Annotated in this window: 17 protein-coding genes; 2 read left to right on the plus strand and 15 right to left on the minus strand. The window is 71.2% G+C overall.

What is annotated here, in order from left to right:
- Positions 1-7: 7 nt before the first annotated feature.
- Together AB0C66_RS29965 and AB0C66_RS29970 are read right to left on the minus strand one after the other, a co-directional pair.
- A complete protein-coding gene (locus tag AB0C66_RS29965; protein ID WP_362445461.1) occupies positions 8-1,225 on the minus strand; it encodes a hypothetical protein in 1,218 nt (405 codons plus the stop codon).
- 15 nt (positions 1,226-1,240) lie between these two features.
- Positions 1,241-2,476: an ATP-grasp domain-containing protein gene (locus AB0C66_RS29970; protein WP_362445463.1), complete on the minus strand. Its 1,236-nt coding sequence runs from the start codon at positions 2,474-2,476 to the stop codon at positions 1,241-1,243.
- Between the two features lie 387 nt (positions 2,477-2,863).
- Here AB0C66_RS29970 and AB0C66_RS29975 point away from each other — a divergent pair, with 387 nt between their 5' ends.
- Entirely contained in the window at positions 2,864-3,631 is a 768-nt protein-coding gene (locus AB0C66_RS29975) for a class II aldolase/adducin family protein (RefSeq protein ID WP_362445824.1), read from the plus strand.
- A gap of 42 nt (positions 3,632-3,673) precedes the next feature.
- On the opposite strand, the gene AB0C66_RS29980 is transcribed toward AB0C66_RS29975, so the two are convergent.
- Positions 3,674-4,897 (minus strand): MFS transporter, encoded by a 1,224-nt coding sequence (locus AB0C66_RS29980; RefSeq protein ID WP_362445466.1) that lies wholly within the window; start codon positions 4,895-4,897, stop codon positions 3,674-3,676.
- A 47-nt stretch (positions 4,898-4,944) separates the two neighbouring features.
- Here AB0C66_RS29980 and AB0C66_RS29985 point away from each other — a divergent pair, with 47 nt between their 5' ends.
- Positions 4,945-6,366: a PLP-dependent aminotransferase family protein gene (locus AB0C66_RS29985; RefSeq protein WP_362445469.1), complete on the plus strand. Its 1,422-nt coding sequence runs from the start codon at positions 4,945-4,947 to the stop codon at positions 6,364-6,366.
- On the opposite strand, the gene AB0C66_RS29990 is transcribed toward AB0C66_RS29985, so the two are convergent.
- The 12 genes from AB0C66_RS29990 to AB0C66_RS30045 all read right to left on the minus strand — a co-directional run bounded on the left by AB0C66_RS29990 (position 6,349) and on the right by AB0C66_RS30045 (position 18,697).
- Entirely contained in the window at positions 6,349-7,647 is a 1,299-nt protein-coding gene (locus tag AB0C66_RS29990; protein WP_362445472.1) for an ATP-grasp domain-containing protein, read from the minus strand. The two genes, AB0C66_RS29985 and AB0C66_RS29990, sit on opposite strands and share 18 nt — an antisense overlap.
- Positions 7,644-9,011 (minus strand): methylaspartate mutase, encoded by a 1,368-nt coding sequence (locus AB0C66_RS29995; protein ID WP_362445475.1) that lies wholly within the window; start codon positions 9,009-9,011, stop codon positions 7,644-7,646. Before AB0C66_RS29995 ends, AB0C66_RS29990 begins: the two co-directional genes overlap by 4 nt.
- Positions 9,008-9,469, minus strand: a complete 462-nt coding sequence (locus AB0C66_RS30000; RefSeq protein WP_362445478.1) for a cobalamin-dependent protein — start codon at positions 9,467-9,469, stop codon at positions 9,008-9,010. Before AB0C66_RS30000 ends, AB0C66_RS29995 begins: the two co-directional genes overlap by 4 nt.
- Positions 9,470-9,474: 5 nt before the next feature.
- The gene (locus tag AB0C66_RS30005; protein ID WP_362445481.1) at positions 9,475-9,984 is read right to left on the minus strand and encodes a hypothetical protein; all 510 of its coding nucleotides are present in this window, start codon (positions 9,982-9,984) and stop codon (positions 9,475-9,477) included.
- Between the two features lie 68 nt (positions 9,985-10,052).
- Entirely contained in the window at positions 10,053-11,294 is a 1,242-nt protein-coding gene (locus AB0C66_RS30010; RefSeq protein WP_362445484.1) for an ATP-grasp domain-containing protein, read from the minus strand.
- Positions 11,291-12,661, minus strand: a complete 1,371-nt coding sequence (locus tag AB0C66_RS30015) for a TrpB-like pyridoxal phosphate-dependent enzyme (RefSeq protein ID WP_362445486.1) — start codon at positions 12,659-12,661, stop codon at positions 11,291-11,293. The genes AB0C66_RS30010 and AB0C66_RS30015 overlap by 4 nt, the downstream gene beginning before the upstream one ends.
- 2 nt (positions 12,662-12,663) lie before the next feature.
- Positions 12,664-13,350 (minus strand): transglutaminase family protein, encoded by a 687-nt coding sequence (locus AB0C66_RS30020; protein WP_362445489.1) that lies wholly within the window; start codon positions 13,348-13,350, stop codon positions 12,664-12,666.
- Positions 13,347-14,531: an acyl-CoA dehydrogenase family protein gene (locus tag AB0C66_RS30025; RefSeq protein WP_362445492.1), complete on the minus strand. Its 1,185-nt coding sequence runs from the start codon at positions 14,529-14,531 to the stop codon at positions 13,347-13,349. Before AB0C66_RS30025 ends, AB0C66_RS30020 begins: the two co-directional genes overlap by 4 nt.
- Before the next feature lie 11 nt (positions 14,532-14,542).
- The gene (locus tag AB0C66_RS30030) at positions 14,543-14,920 is read right to left on the minus strand and encodes an ectoine synthase (RefSeq protein WP_362445495.1); all 378 of its coding nucleotides are present in this window, start codon (positions 14,918-14,920) and stop codon (positions 14,543-14,545) included.
- Entirely contained in the window at positions 14,917-15,192 is a 276-nt protein-coding gene (locus AB0C66_RS30035; protein ID WP_362445498.1) for an acyl carrier protein, read from the minus strand. The genes AB0C66_RS30030 and AB0C66_RS30035 overlap by 4 nt, the downstream gene beginning before the upstream one ends.
- A gap of 127 nt (positions 15,193-15,319) precedes the next feature.
- Positions 15,320-16,861 carry an AMP-binding protein gene (locus AB0C66_RS30040; RefSeq protein WP_362445501.1) on the minus strand — a complete coding sequence of 514 codons (1,542 nt, stop codon included), beginning with the start codon at positions 16,859-16,861 and terminating at the stop codon, positions 15,320-15,322.
- A 168-nt stretch (positions 16,862-17,029) separates the two neighbouring features.
- Positions 17,030-18,697 carry a DUF885 domain-containing protein gene (locus tag AB0C66_RS30045; RefSeq protein WP_362445504.1) on the minus strand — a complete coding sequence of 556 codons (1,668 nt, stop codon included), beginning with the start codon at positions 18,695-18,697 and terminating at the stop codon, positions 17,030-17,032.
- Positions 18,698-18,945: the final 248 nt, after the last annotated feature.

Genomic DNA, 18,945 nt, shown 5'->3' on the forward strand with positions numbered 1-18,945 from the left:
ACAGATATCAACGATGGGCTTCGGCCCGGCCCCTGATCCCGGGCGCCGGTGCCGGTCTGAAACGCGGGAAACCGGTGAGATAGAGGACGCATGCCACGGCGACCGCTGCCGTGGGCATCCATCCGCCGAAAGTGCCGCCCCGGTGCTCCGCGACATATCCGCACAGGGCACTGCCGGCGGCCACTCCGACATTGGCGCTGGAACCGGCCCAGGTGAACACTTCCTGGAGCCGGTCCTGCGTTTCACAGACACGACCGAGCAGAGTGAATTCCTCGATACCGATGGCCGCCATGGGAATGCCCGCCAGGAACAGCGCTCCCGCCAGCGCCCAGGGCCCGGACTGCGCGGACACCAGTGAGAACAGGACCAGCCACGCGGCCAGCAGCAGCCCGAAGCGGCGCCCCGGAACGCGCTCCGCGGGCAGCAGTCCGTAGACGGCACCGCCCAGCACACTCCCCAGGGCGGGCGCCAGCAGCACATAGCCCGCGGACTCCGCGGCGCCGGACTCGTCGAGCACCGACACCACGGCCACATCCATCGCACCCGCCACCGCCGCGGTGGTCGCCGCGACGCACAGCAGCCAGACCACCGGCGGCGACAGCGTCCGCGCCGCCCGCTTGCGCACGGCCGCGCCGGACGGGCCCAGATGGCGGCGGACGAGCCGGGTCGAGGCGAACCCGACACCGCCCACCACCACACAGCCGTCCGCGACGATCAGGCCAAGCCGCGGGTCGATCACGGCCAGGGCGCCGGTGGCCGGCGGCGCGGCGATGAAGAGCAGCTCGGTGACCACGGACTCGAAGGAGTTGGCCGGGGTGTGCAGCCGCTCCGGCAGCTCCGTCCTGGGCCAGAGCGCCCGCATGGCCGCGCCGATGGGAGGTGTGGTGAAGCCGAGGACACACGCGCCGGCGAGGAAACCCGGTACGGAGCGGGCCTCGGCGCCGGACAGCGCCAGCGCCGCACCGGCCGTCCCGGTGGTCGCCGCCGCCGCGTAGACCGGCGAGGTGCCGAACCGCGAGCTGAGCCGTCCGGCGACCGGGCTGCCCAGTGCCACTCCGATGGTGAGCCCGCTGGCGCCCAGCCCGCCCACGCCGATACCCAGCCGCGCGGTGCCCAGGAAGAGCACGCTCAGTCCGCAGGCGACATAGCCGAACCGTCCGATCAGCGCGAAGAATTCGGCCGGTTTCGCCCCGGGAACGCGGAAGAGCTCCGCATACTGCCTCACCGCGAGCTCCGCCTGCTAGGGGGCGCTACGCGGGGGAACCGGGGCGAGCTCCAGTGTGATGGCGTCCTCGATCGCCTTGAGCTGGGCGAAGAAGTCGGCGAAATTCCGGCTGGTGGCCAGCACCCGGAACGGATGGGCGATCGTTCCGTCGTCCGCCGCCATCCGGTCGCCGCGCGACTTGGCCCGGACCACCTCCAGCACCCCCGGCAGCGCGGCGAGTTCCTCCTCACCGCCGATGTCGGTGATCTCGAACTCACCCTCCGGTGCCTGCGGGGTGTAGTAGAAGGCGTGACCGGTGAACTCCGGGAACTCCTCGATCTGGTGGCCGAGCGCCGCGAGCCCGAGCTGCCGCAGCACGTCGTAACCGGCCGCGGCCCGCAGCAGTTCGGCGACTCCGCCGCCGATCCGCCCGTTGACCTCGATCACCACGGGGCCGGAGGGGGTGAGCATCAGCTCGGTGTGGGTCGCGCCCCAGGTGACACCGAGGGCCCGCAGGGCGTCCGTGGTGACCTCGCGGACGCGGTCGATACGTCCCTCGGGCAGCCCGGACGGCAGCACATCCCCCACCTCACGGAACGGGGGCGCCAGCGGCAGCTTGTCGGTGACCGCGAGATGGTGGACCGCGCCGTCCGCCACCAGGGACTCGACACTCACCCGGGTGCCCATGCGTTCGTCGTCGTGCCAGTTCTGACCGGCGATGACCTCTTCGACCACGAAGAGGGGCCGCGCCCCGGCCACCCGGCGATCGATGGCATAGCGCGCCAGGGCGTCCGCGTAGGCGTTGGCCAGCTCCTCCGGGGTCTCGGTGCGGGTGACGCACAGACTGCCCATCCCCACGGCCGGTTTGAGCATCAGCGGGAACGTCAGCTCCGCGGCGGCCCGCAGCAGCTCCTCCTCGCCGGACACCACGGCGAAGGCCGGGCAGCCGACTCCGGCGGCGCTCAGGGCCAGCCGCTGGAGGTCCTTGCGCCGCAAGCGGATCGCGGTCAGCGGCGAATTGCCCGGCAGTCCGAGCGCGGCGGCGGCGACCGAGGCGTGATAGCTGACCAGCTCGCTGAGGGCCAGCACACCGTCCACGGGGGTCCCACCGGCGGCCGTCCTGAGCACCTCGTCGATCACCTGGTCAGGGCGGTCCACGGTCTCCACCGGCCCCAGCGCGCCCAGCTGTTCATTGCGGAGCGCCTGCTCCTCCTCCGACCCCCAGCGCAGGGTGACAACCGTGTACGTGGCCAGGCCACACAAGGAGGTCACGATATCGCGCAATCCCGGCCCGGGAGGCGCATCCACCAGAACGAGGTGCGGTTTGGACGACGGTAACACGCGCTCTCCCCCCATTTTCGGCCACGTGCCCACACACAAGGCGGCACTCTCTTCTCAGAGGTGCCGTTCAGTCAATTTCACACCGGGTTACGCACCGGGTTACAGAAAGACACAGGAAGCCTAACTCAGAACTGATCGAAGTCAATACCCCACAGGTCTCCTGACAGGTGCTCACCTCCGGTGGCAGCGTGTGATATTGGCTGGTCAGGACAGGCGCTTGACATCAACGGCAGCGGGTGCGAGAAAATCGGGAGTCTCCATCGCTCGTCAGCACGTTTCGAAGTGGAGTATTGAGTGAGTCTTTCCGATCTCAAACCCATACCGAGAGACCAGCTCGGCTTACGGCTGCCGCAGGTATTCGACGACATCGAGGAAGAGCGGCGACACCGCCAGGAGAGCCTGGTTATCGCATTCCGCTTGTTCGGCCGGTTCGGCTTCGAAGAGGGAATCGCCGGTCACATCACGGCACGTGACCCGGAGCACACCGATCACTTCTGGGTCAATCCGTACGGCATGTCCTTCAAGCACATCCGGGTCAGCGATCTCTGTCTGGTGAACCACCGGGGCGAGGTGGTCCACGGCCGCTATGACATCAACGAGGCGGCGTTCGCGATCCATTCCCGGATCCACGCGGCCCGCCCCGAGGTGGTGGCCGCCGCCCACAGCCACTCCGTCCACGGCAAGGCGTTGTCCGCCCTGGGCGAGCTCCTGGAGCCCATCACCCAGGACGTCTGTGCCTTCTACGAGGATCACGCGGTGTACGAGGAGTACAACGGGGTGGTGGACGACACCGAGGAGGGGCGGCGCATCGCCCAGGCCCTCGGCGGCCACAAGGCGGTGATCCTGCGCAACCACGGACTGCTCACCGTCGGGCGGTATGTGGAGGCCGCCGCCTGGTGGTTCATCACCATGGAGCGGTCCTGTCAGGCGCAGTTGCTCGCCAAGGCGGCGGGCGAGGTGGTGCACATCGACCACCACACCGCCCTGATGACGCAGAAGGACATCGGCACCGACGATATGGCGTGGACCAACTTCCAGCCGCTGCGCGACCAGATCGTCAGAAGCGAGCCCGATCTCTTCGACTGAGGCCGGAGCAGGAGTGCCCGGGGCCGAGGGCGCCGCGCCGTGTCACGTCGACGCGGCCGCGGCGGCGCGCTCGGCCACCCGGTCCCGCCACGCGGGGAGGAAGGCGATGAGCATCAGCAGGGCGGTCAGGGCGAAGGCCCACGGATAGCCGACCGGGCCGGCCAGCACCCCGAAGCCCACGGCGCCCACGCCCATCCCCGCGTCGTAGGCGAAGTTCCACAGGGCGCTGACGGTGCCGTACCCGGAGGCCGTGACCCGGGCGTACATCAGGGTGAGGGTGGCGTTCTGGGCCACTCCGAAGCCGATACCGAACAGCGCCACTCCGGCCACCACGGCCACCGGGTTGCCGGTCAGCGCGGTGACGAGGATCCCGGCGGCCGACGCGAGCAGTCCGGGCATCACCAGACCGGCGGGCCCGTGCCGGTCGCCGTGGCGCCCGGCGGCCCAGCGGGCGGCGGTCGACGCCGCGGGCTGGACGAACAGCGCCACCGCCACCAGCCCGGTGTACTCCGACGGCACGGCCAGCGGCAGGAAGGTGACCACGATCCCGGCGCCGAGCGCGGTGGTCGCGAACACCAGGGTGGGCCGCAGCAGTCCGGGGGTGCGGAATCCGGCGACGATGCCCAGCGGCTGGTCCGGCGTGGGCTCCCGGGCGGGCAGCCCCGGCACCACGACGATCGCGGCGAGCGCCACCACCGCACCGGTCACGGCCACCTGGGTGTAGCCGATGTGAGTGGCCAGCCATACGCCCGCGGGCAGCCCCACCAGCGAGGGCACCCCGGCCACGATGCCGGTCAGCGCCAGCCCCTCACCGCGCCGCTCCGGCGGGATCAGGGAGACCGTCAGCGCACCGCCCGCCACCACCGTCAGGGCGAAGCCGAGACCGCGCAGCAGACAGACGGCCACGATCCACGCGATGCTGTCGAACGCGGTGAGCACCAGCGCGGGCGCGCCGAGCAGCACCAGACCCACCGCCAGCGAGACGCGGTAGCCGAAGCGGATGACGAACCGCGGGGTGATCAGCTCCCCGGCCACCGTGGCCAGCATCAGCGCCCCGGTGGCGAGGCCCGCGGCGTTGCTGCCGCCGCCGGAGGACTCCTTGGCGTACAGCGGGACGACCGACAGCAGCAGGAAGAAGCTGGCCGAGGCGCCGATCACCGTGACGAAGCGGAGCAGCAGCGGCCGGGTCACCAGTGGCGGCCGGGCGGCGGCCGTGCCGGTGCCGGTGTCGGTCTCGGGGAGCTGCGGGTCGGTCGATGAGGTCATACCGGGAACGGTAGAGACCGGGCGGGCCACCGGTAAGCTCCATTTCCATGCCGCTGGAGTGGTCCGGTCTGTCGCCGGATCTGTTGTTGGTCCTCGACCGGGAGGGCGGCGAGCCCCTGCGGTCCCAGCTGGAGCGTCAGATCCGTGACGCCATACGGTCCGGACGGCTCCAGGTCGATGAGCGGCTGCCGTCCTCGCGTGAACTGGCCCGCCGTCTGGGGCTGTCCCGGGGGCTGGTGCAGGACGCGTACGCCCAGCTCCAGGCCGAGGGCTATCTCGTCACCCGGGTCGGCTCGGCCACCCGGGTCGCCGCGGGCGCGTGCGCCCCGCCCGCCCCGGCCCGGCCCTCCCCGGAGCGCTCCCGGCTGGTGGCGGACTTCCGGTGGGGCGTCCCGGAGCTGAGTGGCTTTCCGCTGTCCGACTGGCTGTGGGCGATGCGGGACGCGGGGCGCACCATGCCGGTGGCGGCGCTCGGCTACGGCGATCCGCGGGGCAGCGCGGTGCTGCGCGAGGTGCTGGCCGGATATCTGCGGCGGGTGCGGGCGGCCTCGGCGGATCCGGAGCGGATGGTGATCTGTTCCGGCTATGCGCAGGGCCTCGGGCTCGCCCTGCGCGCGCTCGCGCAGTACGGGGTGGGGACGGTGGCCTACGAGGATCCGGGCTCGCCCGCGGCCACGTCCTCGGTGGTGTCCTGGGCGGGTCTTGAGGCGGTGCCGGTGCCGGTGGACGAGCACGGCCTCGACGTCACGGCGCTGGAGGCCACCGGCGCCCGCGCGGTGGTCGTCACCCCGGCGCACCAGTGGCCGACCGGGGTGGTGCTGGCTCCGGAGCGGCGGCGGGCGCTGATCGCCTGGGCGCGGCGGCGGGACGCGTTTGTCATCGAGGACGACTACGACGCGGAGTTCCGCTACGACCGGGAGCCGGTCGGCGCGCTCCAGGGGCTGGCCACCGACCGGGTGATCGCCATCGGGACGGTCAGCAAGTCGCTGGCGCCGGGGCTGCGGATCGGCTGGCTGCTGTGCCCGGCCGGGATCGTGGAGCGGATCACCGAGCACAAGTACCTGAACGACCGCGGCTCCCCGGTGCTCGATCAGCTCGCGCTGGCGCGGATGGTCGAGTCCGGCCGTTTCGACCGCCATCTGCGCCGGATGCGCACGCTGTACGAGGCCCGGCGCTCGGCGCTGGTCCGGGCGCTGGACTCATACGCCCCCGATGTGAAGGTGACCGGGCTCGCGGCCGGTTTCCACGCGGTGGCGCATCTGGGCGGGCAGACCGACGAGGGGGCGGTGGTCGCCGCCGCGCGGGCCCGGTCCGTGGGGCTGTACGGGATGAGCGGGTGCCGTGCGGACCGGGCGGCGGAACCGGTGCAACTCGTCCTCGGCTTCGGCAATGTGGGCGAGCGGGCCATCGCCGAGGGCATCGCCGCGGTGGGCGATCTGCTCTCGGGGTGTTCACTCGGCCACGGATGACCCGGCCGACCCGGACGACCCGGATGAGGCTGAGGTCCCGGCGGGCCGGGTGCGGACGGTGAGCTTGCCGAGGGTGGCGCGGCAGCGGTCGACGGCGGTGTCGGTGTCGGGGCCGCGGACGGCCACATGGCCCAGACCGTCCCACTGGCCGTCGAAGGACCGCACCGTATCTCCGGGGCCCACCCACAGGTCGACGGCCAGGGTGTCCGGCTCGGCGTGCACCGCGTCCAGGCCCTCGACGCGCTCGACGGTGCCCTCCTCGGCGGTGATCAGCCAGCTCGCGGCGGCGCCGTCGGCCGCCGGGCGGCCGGGCAGCGCCGCCACCAGGCCCATCGGCCAGCCGATCGCCATGGACATCGGGTCATGGCCGTGGACGGCCTCGATCATGTCGGTGAGCAGGGCGCCGCCCACCCGGTTCTGGGATTCGCAGATGACCGGGCCGGCGGGGCCGAGGATGAGTTCGGTGTGGGTGGGGCCGTCGCGGAACCCCATGGCGTCCAGGAACCGGGTCGTGGTGGCCACCAGCGCCCGTTCGTCCTCCTGGGTCAGACGCCCGGGGACGGCGTGGCCGACATGCACATGGTTGCGCTTGTCGGTGATCGCCTCGGTCACGGCCATCACCACATGGCGGCCGCCGAAGCTGAAGGACTCCGCGCTGTAGAGCGGCCCTTCGATGTACTCCTCCATGATGAAGCGGTCGACGTCATAGCTGTCGATGAGGGGGTGGCCGGAGCCGCCGCGCAGCCGCTGGACATGGCGCCACGCGGTCTCGGTGGCGCTTTCGTCGTGGACCCGCGTCACCCCGAAGCTGGCGGTGCCGTTGACGGGTTTGACGATGAACGGATAGCCGTGCGCGGCGCCGAACGCCGTCAGACTGTCCCGGTCGGTCACCAGGGCGGCACCGACACGTGGCAGGCCGTCCGGTGTGTGCTCGGCGAGCCGGGCGCGCATCAGCCACTTGTCGGTGAAGCGGTGGCTCACCTCGTAGGACGTACCGCCCAGGCCCAGCAGGTCGTTGACCCGCGCGGCCGGGTCGAGACCGGGCTCGGTGAGCGAGACGGCGGCCGTGAACCCCCGCTCCTGGTACGCCTTTTCCACCAGGGGCCGCAGCGTGTCCCAGTCGGTGTAGTCGGCGAGGATCGCGGTGTCCACCAGGGGGCGCTGCTCGGGCCGGAAGTCCTCCTCGAACTGGCAGTAGACGACGTCCAGTCCGAGGTCCTTGGCCTTCTGGAGCTGGTATCCCGGACCTCCGATGAGCAGTATGCGGTCGGGGCGCGTCATGTCGGTTCCTCGCAGAATAGGTTCGGAAAGTAGTGGATGTCGCGGGTGAGGTCGGCGAGCAGTGAACCGGGCGGTGCCCCGGCGCCGTCGGGGCCGTACAGCAGATCGTGGTGGCGGCGCAGGGTGGCACGGGACAGTGGCAGGGCGCCGGCGGAGAGATAGCGGATGGCGCCCTCGGCGTCACGCTTGGGCACGATCTCGGAGCGGGCGAAGCGGCTCGCGCTGAAGGGGATGTCCAGAGTGCCGCGGGCGAACGCCTCGACGATCGCGGCGGCCGGATCGCCCTCCCGCGCCAGCACCGGTTCGACGATCTCGGCGACCTCGGCCAGGATCCAGCCGCGCTCCTCCCGCACCCGGTCCCGGTCCACCGAAAGGAAGTCCAGCAGGGGGGAGTTGGCGCGGTCGGCAAGGCGCAGCCCGTCGATATTGGCCTGGGTGCCGGGGATCCCCGCGGCCTCCTCGTAGGTCTTGGTGATGAGCTTGGCGGCGCCGCCCAGCCGGGCGACCAGCGCCCCGTACAGGATCAGGTCCTCCGCGTGACCGCGCTGCCGCGGGAAGACGCCCATGAACGCGTGGAGGACCGGGTGGACCCGTACATCGGCGGGGAGATGGCGCCGGGCCAGCACCGGGATCGCCTCGAGCGCGGCCACGTCCTGGATCAGATGGCCGCCCTGCGGATAGGCGATGGAGACGCACTTCACCCCGGCGCGGGCGGCGAGGACCGCTTCCAGGACGCTCACCGCCAGGCTGATCGAGGGCGGTACGAGGACGGCGGTGAGGGTGCCGAACAGCTCGCGGTCGACCACCACTCCGAGATCGGCCAGCGCCCCGCAGCGCCGGTCGACGGCCTCCCACGCGGTGAGCGAGGTACGCAGCGGCACCTCCTTGGAGTAGGGCAGGTTGTACGAGATCCCGCCGCCTTCGAACGAGGTGATCCCGGCTGCGACCGCCACGTCGAACAGCGCCCGCGGGTCCGGTGAGCCGTGCCGGATCTCCAGCGGTGCCCGCACCGCCTCGTTGAGCTCCCGGCCGCGCCGCCAGCCGTGGCTGACCAGCGGGTAGCCGTTGAGGTCCTGCGGCCGGGTGGCCAGGGTGCGGGCCGCCCGGTCGAAGCGCCGCAGCCGGGTGTGGGAGTCGATGGTCAGGGAGAGGACGTCCGGCCCGGCCGCCGCCTCCAGCGCCAGCAGCAGCGCCTTCATATCCGGGTGGCCGCCGACCCCGCAGCGGGGCTGGAGGGCCACCCGGCCACGGGCCCGCGCACCGGCCAGTACCTCGGCCGCGGTGGGCTTGCCCGAGCCGGTGATGTACGCGGCCGACTCCCGGAGCCCGGGGAGGACTCCGGGAGTCGCGGCGGGCCGGTTCATGACACCAGCGAACGCGCGAACCGCGCCACCTCCGCGCGCGTGGCGCGCAGCCGGTCCAGGACGGCCGGCAGGTCGTCGGGGTCCTCGACGATCCGGTCCACGCCCAGGTCGTACAGGCGGGAGAGGGACGAGGGGTCCTTGACGCTGCCCACCGACAGATTCCCGCCGACGATGACGGGACAGCCGATCCGCCCGGACCTCCTGGCCTCGGGGAGGTCCCTGAGGTCCTCGTGGACATGGCCGTTGAGGCTGCCGATGAGGATCGCCTCCGCCTCCGGGCGTGCGCGGTACGCCCTGGCGAACTCCTCCACCGGGGTACACGCCCCGAGGTTGACCACCTCGAAGCCGTGTCCGCGCAGGGCGTGGGCGATGAGCTGGTTGGCCACCACATGGCAGTCGCTGGCGGCCACCCCGAGGATGACCAGGCGGCGCCCGGTGGTCCCGTGTGCCGAGGACATCGTGGCTAGACCAGCTCGCCGGTGCAGGCGTCGTCCAGATACGCCTGCTTGGCGGCGGTCTTCCGGTCGGAGCGCAGATAGCGGGACCAGGCTCGCCGCTCGTGGGAGGTGGCGTCGAGCTCCATGACGCACTGGGTGGGCCGCAGGAATCCGGGCTTCGGCGGATAGGGCAGGAAGCCCGCGTCGTCCTTGTAGTACAGGCCCTGCCACATCTCGTTCTTGTCGCGCCAGACGCACACCAGCATGAAGTACTTGGCACCGTCCCGGTGGAGCAGGACGAACCCCATCTCCTTGCGGAACTCCAGCCGCCCGGCGGCCACTTCGGCGCTCAGGAACTCCCGGGCCTCGCTGCTGACCTCGGGGGTGGCCGCCACTTCGGGACGGCGGATGTCGTACCACTTCAGACAGGCGCCGGACAGCACCAGCGGATCGCCGGGGAAGATCTCCTTGGGCTGGTGCGACCAGTCCGCCGGGTACTCGGCGAGCTCGGTGAGCTGTGAAACGGTCTGTGTCATGTGGTCCTTGCCTCTCGTGGTGTCGGGAGGTGCGGCGGCCGCCCGGACGACGGCCGCCGGGATCGGGGTCAGGCCGGAAGGGGCGCGCGGTACAGCCCGTCGCGTTCGAGCTGCCGCAGCCGCCGGTAGTCGGCGGCGATCCGCTCCGGGTCGTCCGCGCTGAGGTACAGATAGCCGGGTGAGGTGAAGAGGTCGACGGTGCGCGGCAGGGACGCGCCCTCGGCGTGGGTGAGCACGATCTCGACGAGCGAGTCCAGCGCCCGGACGGGGGCGAACCGCTCACCGGAGAGCACGGCCCCCTCATGGGGGTTGATCAGGGTGACATAGCGCAGCCGGGACCGGATCCGGTAGCGCGGCAGCCGTCCCTCGGTCAGCTCCTCGGGGTGAGCCACCGCGCGGGCCAGACAGTCCACCTGATCGGTGCCGAGGTACCGGGAGACCACCGACGGGGCGTGCGATCCGCCGAGCCGGGTGGCGGATTCGACCAGGACCGGCCCGGTGTCCGTGACGATGATCTCGGTGTGCGAGGCGCCGTTGCGGACCTCCAGGGCGTCCAGCACGGCCAGCGCGTAGTCGGTGACGGTGGCCACGACCGGCTGGTCCGGCGGGACCGGCTCCTCGTAGTCGTACATCGGATGGGCGCCGTCGACCGGGCTCTTCCGGTACCGCCACACCTCGACCATGTGGTGGACGCCGTCGCGGCTGACCGTATTGACGAAGAACTCCTCGCCGCGCAGGTACTCCTGGCCGAGCACGGTGGTGTTGGTCCGCGCGTAGCGGTCGGTGCTCGCGGTGATGGCGGCGAACGTCTCGCGCAGCTCGGCCTCGGAGTGGCAGAAGCGCACATGGTCGGTCCCGGCGCTGGCGCGGGGTTTGACCACCACCGGCCAGTCGTCCATCTCCCGCGCCCAGGCGACCAGTTCGTCCGCGTGGGCCGCGGTGACCCCACGAGCGGTGGCGAGTCCGGCCGCCCGGACCGCCTCGGTCATGGCCGCCTTGTCCCGCCGGGCCAGCGGATCGGTCATCCCGTTGCCCGGCGTGCCGAGGGCGGCGGACAGCGCGTCGGCGAGCAGCACACCCGACTCGGTGCCGGGGAGCACGATGTCCACGCCCTCCTCACGCAGCGCCTTGGCGGTGGCCGCCACATCGCCGAGGTGTTGAATCTCCACCGCGCAACCGTCCGGCGCCCGCCCCGACAGATGCACATCGGGGGTGTCGGAGCGCACATGCACGGTGTCCACGCCGTGGCGGGCCAGCGCCCCGGGCAGAAAGGCCCCGATACCGTCGGCGTCGACGACGGCGGCCCTCATCGGGCACCGGTCGCCGCGGGGATACCGGCGGCCGCGTGGGCGAGCATGCCCTCGTCGGCCTCGGCATCGGTCAGTTCGCCCGCGAAGTACTTCTGGTAGGCGGCGAGATCGAAGTGGCCGTGGCCGGAGAGACCGAACACGATGGTCCGGGCGCGGCCCTCCTCGCGGCAGCGCACCGCCTCGTCGATGGCCACCCGGATGGCGTGGGTGGACTCGGGCGCGGGCAGGATGCCCTCGGTCCTGGCGAAGCGGACACCGGCCTCGAGACAGCCGAGCTGCGGTACGGCGACGGCCTCCATCAGCCCTTCCTCGATCACCCGGGTGATCATCGGGCCGATGCCATGGCCGCGCAGCCCGCCCGCGTGGACCGACGGCGGAATGAACTGGTGGCCGAGGGTGTGCATCCGGAACAGCGGACCGAGCCGCCCGGTGTCCGCGTAGTCGTAGGCCACGGTGCCCCGGGTGAGGGTGGGGCAGGCGGCGGGCTCCACCGCGACCACCCGCACCGGGGGGCCACCGCGCAGCTGGGCACCGATGAACGGGAAGGCCAGACCGGCCAGATTGCTGCCGCCCCCGGCACAGCCGACGATGACGTCCGGATAGTCGTCGGCCAGCTCCAGCTGTTTCAGGGCCTCCTGGCCGATGACGGTCTGGTGCAGCAGCACGTGGTTGGCGGCACTGCCCAGCACATAGCCGAGCGAGGGGTCCTGGGCGAACGTCTCCAGCGCCTCGGAGGTGGCGATACCCAGGCTGCCGGGGCAGTCGGGGTCATCGGCGAGGATCTTGCGTCCGACGGCCGTCTCCGGACTGGGGCTGGGCACGCAGACCGCGCCGTAGGTCTCCATCAGGGCGGTGCGGTACGGCTTCTGCTGTGCGCTCACCCGGACCATGTAGACCTTGGCGGACAGCCCGAAGAACGAGGCGCTGAGCGCGGTGGCGCTCCCCCACTGTCCGGCGCCGGTCTCGGTGACCAGACCGGTCTTCCCGGCCTGCTTGTTGTAGTACGCCTGGGCGATCCCGGTGTTGGGCTTATGGCTGCCGGTGGGGGCGACGCCCTCGTACTTGTAGTAAATCCGTGCCGGGGTGCCGAGCGCCCGCTCCAGACGGCGGGCCCGGCACAGCGGCGAGGGCCGCCACTGCGCGTAGAGCTGCCGGACCGGTTCGGGGATCTCGAACTCGCGCGCCGTGCCCGTCTCCTGCTCGATCAGCGGCTCGGGCATGGTGTGCGCCATCTCGTCATGGGAGAGCGGCTGCCCGGTGCGTGGGTTGAGCGCGGGTGCGGGCGGGTCGCCCGGCAGGTCGGCGGCCAGGTTGTACCAGTGGGTCGGCGTGTCCGCCTGTGCCAGCGGAAACGTCGTCCTCTCCATCGTCAGGCCCCTTTCGCGGTGGTGGCCTCGGCAATGAGTGAGCCGGGGGCCGTGGTGTGCGCTCCGGCGAACAGCCGCGGATGCGCCTGCCGGATCCCGTCGACCACCAGGTCGTACGGGACGTCGTCGAACTCGCCGCGGTCGGCGAGGAATTCCATATGGCGGCGGCCCTGTTCGTCATAGGGGTGGTAGAGGCTGTCGGCGGTCCCGTCGAACTCCAGCGGACGGATGCCGTAGAGCTTGCAGAGCAGCTTGTTGAAGACCGGGGTGGCCTTCACCCAGACGCCGTTGAGCCGCACCGAGGTGAGGCTGTGGAAGCGGAACACATCGCCGCCGACCAGCTCGCGCAGACGCGGCGAGGCCAGGTGGTTGCGGACGTCGGCGTAGACCACCCGGCTGGGTACGCCGACGTGGCGCAGCGCCGCCGCGTAGACGATGGACTTGTGGACGCAGAATCCCGAACCGCGCTCGAGGACACCGGTGGCGGTCAGCCCGTGCCGGGACAGATCGGCGTCGTAGACGTCGTAGCGGATACCGTCCCGGACCGCGTAGTACAGCGCCACGGCCTTCGCCACCTCGCCGCGGGTGTCCGCTGCCGCGAGGGCGGTGTCGACGAAGGCCCGTACGGCCGGGCTGTCATGGTCGAGGAACTCGGTGGATCTCAGTGCCGACTCGAGGTCGTCGGTCATGCCGTCCTCTTCTCTTGTCCGCCGCGCACGGCGGAGGCCCGGTCCAGCCCCAGGAAGACGGCCAGGCGCTCACGCTGCATCTCCGAGGTCCCCGAGTAGATGGTCCCGGAGACCGCGTTGCGCAACTCCTTCTCGATACCGGACTCGGTGAGGTATCCGGCTCCGCCGAAGATCTGGACGGCCGCCAGCGCGGACCGCACATTGGCCTCGCTCACCACCAGCTTGGCGATGGCCAGGTCGGACACCACGCTCTCCCGTGCGGTGAACTTCTCCGCGGTGTCGTAGAGCCACTTGCGGGAGGTCTCCACGTCCATCTTCATATCGACGATGCGATGGGACACCGCCTGGTGCGCGCCGATGTGCACCCCGAACTGGGTCCGGCTCCGTGCGTAGTCGACGCACCGCTCCAGGCGGTGGCACATCTCACCGAGCGTGCCGGAGAAGCCGCACAGGATCTCCCACTTCATCACCTCGTCGAGGATCAGGAAGCCCGAGCCCACCGACCCCAGCACCTGGGACCGGTCCACCCGGACCTCGTCGAAGAAGACCTCGGACAGCGGGGAGGTGCGCAGCCCCATCTTGGCCACGGGGTTGCCGACGGTGAGGCCGGGGGTCGCGGTGGGGACCAGGAAGGTGGTGAGGGCGTCCAGCGCGCCCGCGGCGCCGGTGCGCGCGTAGACCACCAGCAGATCGGCGAGGGGGCCGTTGCTCACGAACGCCTTGCTGCCGTTGAGCACGAAGCCCTCGCCGTCCGCCGCCGCGGTGGTGCGCATCCCCATCACATCCGAGCCGCCGTCCGGTTCGGTGATGGCATGCGCGCCGATCAGGGTGCCGGCGCAGATCCCGGGCAGATAGCGCTCCTTGAGCGCGGTGGATCCGAAGCGCTGGAGCGGTACCCCGGTGCTCACGATGTGGGTGGAGGCCGAGAAGGTCAGCCCCGCGTCCCGGCAGCTGTGGCCCAGCCCCTCCAGCACATACATGGTGGTGGCCAGGTCCTGGCCGAGCCCGCCCCATTCGGTGGCGAACGGCAGCCCGAACAGCCCCATGTCGCGCAGCCGGGCCCAGCCGTCCCGGCTGAACTCCCCGGGGCCGTCGCGCTCCAGGTGGTCGGCGCCGATCGCCTCTCCGGCCTTCTCGACGGCGGCCCGTAAGGACCGCTGTTCCTCACTCCAGTGCCTCACACGGACCTCCGTCAGTACTGCGAGAACGCGTCCTCGGCCAGGGTGTGCCGCTCATCGCCCAGCAGCGGTGGGTTGAAGACGCTGATCAGCTCGAGGTCGGTGTCGGGCGCGGCGATCAGGAAGTGGGCGTCATGCTCGTCGAGGGCGTAGAGCACCCCGGGGGACAGATCATGGGTGGCGCTGCCGTCGGCCATCTCGATCCAGCCCTGGCCCGCGATGCAGTAACAAGCCTCGAGGTGGCGCCGGTATTCCAGCCGGGATTTGGTACCCGCGCGGACGATGGTGTGGCAGAGCGTGAAGCCCATCCGGTCGGCTTCCAGCAGAAAGCGGTAGCTCAGCCCGTTTCCCCAATCGACGGTCTTCACCTCGGTCTTCTTCCGGACGATCATCTGGCCACCTCTCCATCCTCCGGGACGGTCCCGCGGGCGTCTTCGATGAAGTGCCGTATCGCGGTCACCGAGCGGAAGGACGCCGGGGAGATCTCCAGGTCCTCGATCGGGAGGCGGTAGCGGCCGCGGAGCCAGTCGATGAGTTGCAGCAGTTGGAGGCTGCTCATCACTCCGCTGTCGAACAGGTCGAGCGACGGATCCAGGTCTCCGGCGGGTGTGCCGGGCAGATATGTCGTCACAAGATATTCGCTGATGTCGTGTTCCAAGCTCATGGCAGCAGACCCTGGGTGTCGTTCGGCGTCGGCCCGGTGGCGGAACGCCGAGGCGGCTCGGATGTCAGTTCGGTGAGCGTGCCCCGTGGCGGGGCGGGAACAACCGTGTCCACGGCGGGACATGGCGTCAGGTGAGGGCCGGGTCCTTGAGGAGGTCTTCCTTGATCCGGGCCCGGTCCGCCTTGCCGGTGGGCCCGGTGGGCAGTGGATCCCGGGTCAGCCGGAAGGTGGGCAGAGCGGCCCGCGCCAGCCGCGCGGAGCAATGGCCGAGCAGTCGCAGACTGGTGAGGCCGCTGTCGGGGGCGGTGCGCACCACGGCGCACAGCCGGGTACCGGCGAGGGGGTCGGGAAGGGGCACGACCACGGCGTCGAGCACCTCCGGATGGCTGAGGATCACTGTCTCGATCTGCTCCAGGTTGACCCGCACTCCGGCGGCCTTCACCTGGAAGTCATCGCGGCCGATCAGGGTCAGCTCGCCGTCGGCCCCGCGGCGGACCAGGTCGCCGGTGCGGAACCAGCGGCACTCACCGCCGTCCAGGGCCGTGGAGAAGAACCGGTCCTCGGTATCGGCGGCGCCGAGGTAGCCGGTGGACTGGAAGGGGGTGGACACCATCAGCTCACCGGTGCCGGGGCCTTCGACGGTCCGCTCGCCGTCCCGCAGCAGGACGCTCACGCCCGGCAGGGGGCGTCCCAGCGGCAGGTGCTCCCGGTCGGCGGCCTCGGCCGCGGGGAAGGAGTGCACCAGGCTGTCGTTGGTCTCGGTGCATCCGTACACGTTGTGGAAGACCGCGCCGGGGAACAGCGGCGCGAGCTGGGCGCGCAGGGCGCGCGGGGTGTGCTCCCCGGTCAGCAGGATGTGCCGGACACCGGGGAAGGGCTCGCCACCGGACACCGCCTGGGCCAGCAGCCGGAAGAACATCGGCACGGCCTGGATCACCTGGGGGCGGGTCCGCCGCAGCAGCCGCTCGAGCCGGTGCGGATTGGTGGCGAGGTCGGATGCGACGGGTACGACGGCGCCGCCGCCGCGCAGGGTGGCCCAGATGTCCAGCAGGCACAGATCGAAGTTGAGGGGGGCGTAGTTGAGCACCGTGGTGCCGGGGCCGAGGCCGAAGGTGTCCGTCGCCCAGTCGGTGAACCGGTCGAGGGCGTCCCGCCCGAGGGGGACGATCTTGGGGATTCCGGTGGAACCGGAGGTGGTGAGCAGCAGGGCGGTGCCCGCGGCAAGCGGGGACGGTGCGACCGCCGTCCGCGCGGGTGCCGTCCGCGTGGCCAAGGACTCCGCGGTGGCGGGCGCGCCTAAGGACTCCGCGGTGGGCGGCGGGCGTAACGCGAAGGTCCCGTCCTCGTCGGCCGTCACCTCGGCCTGGCAGCCGGACCGCAGCAGCAGCGCGGTCAGCACCTCCCGGCCGAGGTCGGGCGAGACCAGGAACACCGGCCGTCCGGCCCGGAAACAGGCCAGGGTCATCGCGATCGAGGCGGGCGACTTGACGGCGCGTAACACGACCGGTGCCTCGCCATGCAGACCCGCTACGGTCAGCGCGGTGCCGGCCCGGCGGGTCAGCTCGGCCAGCGCCGCATAGCTGACAGCGGTCTCCCGCCACCACAACGCCGGGGCGTCCGGCGTCCGTTCCGCGTGATCGAGAACATTTCGTGCGAGATGATCGGACATCTGCTCCCCCGTGGCATTTCCCCCGACATACCGTTGCCTACTATCACATTCTCCACATTGGATAGTCAACGGACGTATCGAGCATTCCTCGGTGTTTCTTCTCGCTCCGGGCCGGGGCCCGGAGCGGCTCCGGGGCCGGGACGCGGGCCCCGCCCCGGAGCGGTCGCCTCATACGGCCGCGAGGCGTCCGCGCAGGGTCGCCAGACCCATCGGACCCAGTTTCAGCGCGGCGGTGTGGAACGCCTTCTGATCGAACGCGGCGCCCTGGCGGGCCCGTGCGTCCTCGCGGGCGGCCAGCCACTCCCGCTCCCCCAGCTTGTACGAGGGCGCCTGGCCCGGCCAGCCCAGATAGCGGTCGATCTCGTCCCGGACCTGGTCCCGCTGGGTGATGGTCCGCGTGAGCATGAACTCCAGCCCCAGTTCCGGGGTCCAGCGCTCGCCCTCGTGGAATCCGGTGCCCACCGGGATGGACAGCTCCAGATGCATACCGATGTCGACGATCACCCGCGCGGCGCGGAAGAGCTGCCCCGCCAGCATGCCCAGCAGATCGCCGTCGTCGTCCAGTCGTCCCAGCTCGCGCATCAGCCGTTCCGCGTACAGCGCCCAGCCCTCGCTGTAGCCGGAGACATGGCACATGAGCCGCTGGAAGCGGTTCAGCCGCCCCGACTGGTGGACGGCGGTGGCGATTTGCAGATGGTGGCCGGGAACGCCCTCGTGGTAGACGGTGGTGACCTCGCGCCAGGTCGGGAAGTCGGTCTGGCCGGGCGGGATCGACCACCACATCTGGCCCGGCCGGGAGAAGTCGTCGGACGGCCCGTTGTAGTACGCGCCGACGACGCCACCGGGCGGCGCGATCAGACACTCCAGCGCCATCAGCGCGTCGGGGATCTCGAAGTGGCCGCCGCGCAGATCGGCCAGCGCGGCGTCGGACAGCCGCTGCATCCACTCCCGCAGGGCGCCCGCGCCCCGCAGCCGGTAGCGCGGGTCGGCGTCGAGGGCGGCGGCCGCCTCGGCCGGGGTCGCACCCGGTGCGATCCGGCAGGCGACCCGCTTCAGCTCGGTCTCGATCCGGCGGAACTCCTCCCAGCCCCAGGCGTAGCACTCCTTGGGGTCCAGCTCCGCACCGGTGAAGAAGCGCAGCCAGAGGGCGTAGGCGTCCGGGCCGACGGCATCCCGGGCGGGGGCAACCGGGGCCAGTTCCTCCCGGAGGAAGCGGGCCAGTCCGGCGTAGGCGGCGGACGCGGCGGCGGCTCCGGCGTCCAGATCGGCGCGCAGCCCGGGCGACACCTCCGCGGGGGCCACCAGAGTGGCGAAGTGGCCGCCGGCCCAGATGTCGCACTGGGCGGCGGTCTTGGTGACCTGGCGCAGCGCGGCCACTTGGCCTCCGCCCGCGGCGTGGCGGAGTCCGGCCTCCAGACCCGCCATCGCCTCGGGCATCCGGGCCAGCCGGGCGGCGATCACCGACCAGTCGCGGTCGGTGCGGGTGGGCATCAGGTCGAAGAGCATGCACAGATGCTGTACGGGGCTCTCGATGACATTGAGCGCGGCGCAGTCGAGCCCGGCCTCGTGGATCTCCAGATCGAGGCCGACGCGCTCGGTGAAGGTGTCGCGGGCGGCGGTTTCGGAGTCCTCGCGCGTGGTGGCGGCGCGGATCGCGCGCAGGGCCGCGGTGTGGAGCTCGGCGCGCGCCCGGTGGCCTTCGGGCGAGTAGTCGGTGAGGCGGTTGTCATGGCCGGGGATACCCAGCAGGGTCGCGGCGTTGGGGTCGAGGGCCGCGTAGTCGTCGACATAGCGGTCACAGAGGGCGTGGATGGGGCCGGAGACCGAGTCAGCCATGGGGGCGACAGTACCTCTTCCGTAGCGGAAGCGGCGAAAGAGTTTCTGGGTGCTTCGCAGGTATGGCTCGTTCTTTTTGGCGGCCCGGCCGGTAGACGATCAGTTCGCCATGCACCTAGACCGGAGCTTCGGTTCTTCTGCAATGACAGATTCCGTTTTTATCAACGGCGATTGGGGTTATGCGTTTCAGCCAGTGAGGCCCGGTGGGACGGGGTTCGCCGACACGCCGTGAGGCATCGCGCCGGAGC

Source organism: Streptomyces sp. NPDC048636, assembly GCF_040650655.1.
Lineage (GTDB): Bacteria > Actinomycetota > Actinomycetes > Streptomycetales > Streptomycetaceae > Streptomyces.